3 protein-coding genes and 1 pseudogene are annotated in these 3,301 nt (G+C 72.8%); all 4 read left to right on the top strand.

From position 1 onward, the window contains the following. Positions 1-1,019, top strand: a pseudogene (locus DRB06_RS16245) (serine/threonine protein phosphatase); the annotation flags it as partial. 148 nt (positions 1,020-1,167) lie between these two features. Further along, positions 1,168-1,905, top strand: coding sequence for a vitamin K epoxide reductase family protein (locus DRB06_RS12140; protein ID WP_108967564.1), 738 nt, complete (start codon positions 1,168-1,170; stop codon positions 1,903-1,905). Next, positions 1,902-2,654, top strand: a complete 753-nt coding sequence (locus tag DRB06_RS12135; protein ID WP_111820083.1) for a metal-dependent transcriptional regulator — start codon at positions 1,902-1,904, stop codon at positions 2,652-2,654. The genes DRB06_RS12140 and DRB06_RS12135 overlap by 4 nt, the downstream gene beginning before the upstream one ends. Then, positions 2,651-3,121 carry an HIT family protein gene (locus DRB06_RS12130; protein ID WP_111820082.1) on the top strand — a complete coding sequence of 157 codons (471 nt, stop codon included), beginning with the start codon at positions 2,651-2,653 and terminating at the stop codon, positions 3,119-3,121. The genes DRB06_RS12135 and DRB06_RS12130 overlap by 4 nt, the downstream gene beginning before the upstream one ends. Positions 3,122-3,301: the final 180 nt, after the last annotated feature.

The following is a 3,301-nucleotide window of genomic DNA, read 5'->3' as shown; positions in this document are numbered from 1 at the left end:
CCGCGGTCGACGGCGCGGTGGATGAGGACGCTGTCGCGGAGGCCTTCCGGGCGGCTTCCGCCCGCGGTACCACGCCGATGGCGGTAGCCACTCCCGAGATCGCCCCGCTGCCGACGGCCACCCCCGAGGCCAGGCCCACCGCGGCCCCAACCACCCCGGTCACGGGCAGCTGGGCGGTCGACCAGGGGGAGACCACCACCGCGGTGCTATCCACCGACCTGCACTGCAACCTCGACGTCATCGCCTTCACCGGCGTGCTGGACGAGCTCGCGGGCGCCGACATCCACATGGATGACGGCGACCTGACGATGACCGGCAGTCAGCCCGAGTCGATCTGCGTGGACGCCCTGTCCAACGCGGTCCCCGCCGGCGTCGCCCGGGTAGCCACCATCGGCAATCACGACTCCGAATCCACCGCCGAGCGACTGCGCGCCCAGGGGTGGACCGTCACCGACGGCACCGTGCGGGAGGTGGCCGGGCTGAACGTACTCGGCGACGTCGACCCCGACCGCACCTCCGCCAGTGGCACCGTCCCCCGCGGGAGCGAGGATGCAGCCGGGCTGGGCGCTCGCCTGGCCGAGGTCTCCTGCCAGGCGGAGCAGGCAGGCAACCGGGCCGACGTGGTGCTCATTCACCAGCCCTACACTTTCGATCCGCTGATCGCGGATGGCTGTACCCCGCTGCTGCTCGCCGGCCACGTTCACCAGGAACGGGGCGTGACCACCACCGACGGCGGAAACCTCGCCGTCACCCAGCTGGTCTCCGGCGCCGGCAAGGGCGGTACCTCCATCGGTGAGGTCACCGACGACGCCTACCTGCACCTGCTGTCCTTCAACGCCGACGGCGACCTGCTCGCCTGGCGCACCGTGACCCTGCACCCGGACGCCTCGGTGACCGTGGGCGCCTGGGAGGCGGTGCCCGCCGCGCAGGAGGCCGACGACCAGGCTGCGCAGAAGACGGACGATACGGTCGAGCAGAACACGGAGGCCGCGCACGGCGGAGACAGCGCAGCCGACTAGGCCGCGCAGGCGGGCGGCCCCTGCCGCCGTCGGCCGGCGTGATCAACGCCGATTCGCGCCAAGACGGCCGTGAGGCACAATTGGGGCGCGCGTCCCGGAGCGGCCGGGGCGCGCCCATGTCCCCGGGAGAGGCTGAGGAGATCCGGCGATGACACACGTGCCCACACAGGCCGAGGTCGACGCGATGATCGACGCGATGAGTGAGGAGGAGCTGGACGCCTATCTGGCCGGCGAATCCAGCCTCGCGGTTGGTGCGACCGCCCCGGACGTGAACGCCGGCGGGCCCGAAACCGACGCCACCGCCACCGGCGCCCCCCGCTCCTACGCCGTACTGCTCGTGATCGGCTCCCTGATCGGCATCGGCGCCTGCTGGGAACTGATTGCCAGCCAGATCAGCCAGTTGCGCGACCCCGACGCCGCCCTTGTCTGCGACGTCAGCCCGCTGGTCTCCTGCGGGGACTCCTTGAATGCGTGGCAGGGCAATCTGCTGGGCGTGCCCAACGCCTTCGTCGGCGGCATGGCCTTCGCCGTGCTGACGCTGATTGGGATGTTGCTCGCCGCGGGGGTGCGGCTGCCCCGCTGGGTCTGGTGGGGCCTGGTGGCCGGCACCGTCTGCGGTATCGGCTTCGTGGCCTGGTTCCTGGCCACATCGGTGCTCACCTTCGGCAAGCTCTGCCCGTTCTGCACCCTGATCTGGCTGGTGACCATACCGATCGCCACCAACACGTGGGGGCGCGCCGCCGCGGGCGGGCACTTGGGGCTGCCTCCCGCCGCCTCTCGTCGGCTGCTGGCCGGGCGCTGGTGGATCGCCGGGGCCATGTACGCCGTCATCGCCGTCATCGTGCTGGTGGCGTTCTGGGACGGCTGGGTGGCGATGCTCCGGTGACGGCGGCCGCCCAGACCCCGGCCGACAGTTCGGCCGTCACCCAGGACTACCTCAAGGCCGTATGGGCGGCCAGCGAATGGGGCGGCAAGGGCGCCTCCATCACCGGCCTGGCCCGGCGCATGGGGGTGGCGCCGTCGACCGCCTCGGAGAATGTGGCCCGCCTGGTGGAGACGGGACTGCTCGAACACGCCCCCTACCGGGCCGTCACCCTGTCCGACCGCGGGCGGCGCCTGGCACGGGCAATGGTGCGTCGGCACCGCCTGCTGGAGACCTACCTGGTGGCGGCGCTCGGTTTTGAGTGGGATGAGGTCCACGCCGAGGCGGAGGTGCTCGAGCACGCGGTCTCCGACCGGCTGCTGTCCGCCCTCGACGCCGCCCTGGGGCATCCGGCCCGGGACCCGCATGGCGACCCCATCCCGGCGGCGGACGGCAGCGTCGTCGTCCCCGCCCTGTGTGCCCTCGAAACCCTCCAAATCGGGCAGTCCGGAGTGGTGGGCCGCATCCGGGACGACCCGGCCCTCCTGAAGCAGCTGACCCGCGCCGGCATCGGGCTGGACACCCGCATCGTCGTCTTCGGGCGTGATGGCTCCGAGGACGGGCGGCCCACCAGCAGCGTGCGCGCGGTGCGGCCCGAGGGCGACACGGCGGCGGACCCGGTCGACGCCGTCGTCCCGGCGGGGAGCCTGTGGGTGCTGGCACCCTCGGAGTCGGCGGAGACACTGCCACAATCATCTACGCTGGGTCTGTGACCGACACAACCAGCCCCGCACCATCCGTGTTCACCAAGATCATTGGCGGCGAGCTGCCCGGGCGCTTCGTCTGGGCCGACGAGCTCTGCGTCGCCTTCGCCACCATCGCCCCGCACACCGACGGGCACGTCCTGGTCGTGCCCCGGCAGCAGGTCGTCTCCTACGTGGACGCCTCCGACGAGCTCATCGCCCACCTGGCCATCGTCGCCAAGCGCATCGGCCGCGCCCAGACGCGCGTGTTCGACGCCGCGCGCGCCGCCGTCATGGTGGTGGGCTACGAGGTGGACCACCTGCACCTGCACGTGCTGCCCATCCGCGCCGAGGCGGATGTGGCGCCGGCAGCCGCCCGGCACGACGTGCCCGACGCCGAACTCGACGCCGCCATGGAGCGCCTGCGCGCGGGCCTGCGCGAAGACGGCTGGGGCGGGAACGTACCCGCTGCCCTGGGCTCCCCGGCCCTGGCCTGAGGTCCCTCCGAACCTGCGCGCGCGTCGGACCGGCCCGGACGTGACCGGCGTCGCGGCTCCACCAATCGGACCGGCACCGGCGCCGGGCCGGGTGGGGGATAGGCTGGCCCGCAGCAACGGGGCCGCGCGCCGTTCGGCCTGCCCGCCGACGGCGCAGTGGCCCCGCCCCATCCACACGAC

It is taken from the genome of Actinomyces sp. Z5 (assembly GCF_003287795.1).
Taxonomy (GTDB): Bacteria; Actinomycetota; Actinomycetes; order Actinomycetales; family Actinomycetaceae; genus Actinomyces; species Actinomyces glycerinitolerans.
Note: the sequence above shows the minus strand (reverse complement) of the source record. Positions and strands in the feature narration are given on the sequence as shown.

What these genes read in the sequence shown, in the direction of transcription:
- DRB06_RS12140 (WP_108967564.1), top strand. Translation starts at nt 1,168, where the DNA reads ATGACACACGTGCCCACACAGGCCGAGGTCGACGCGATGATCGACGCG.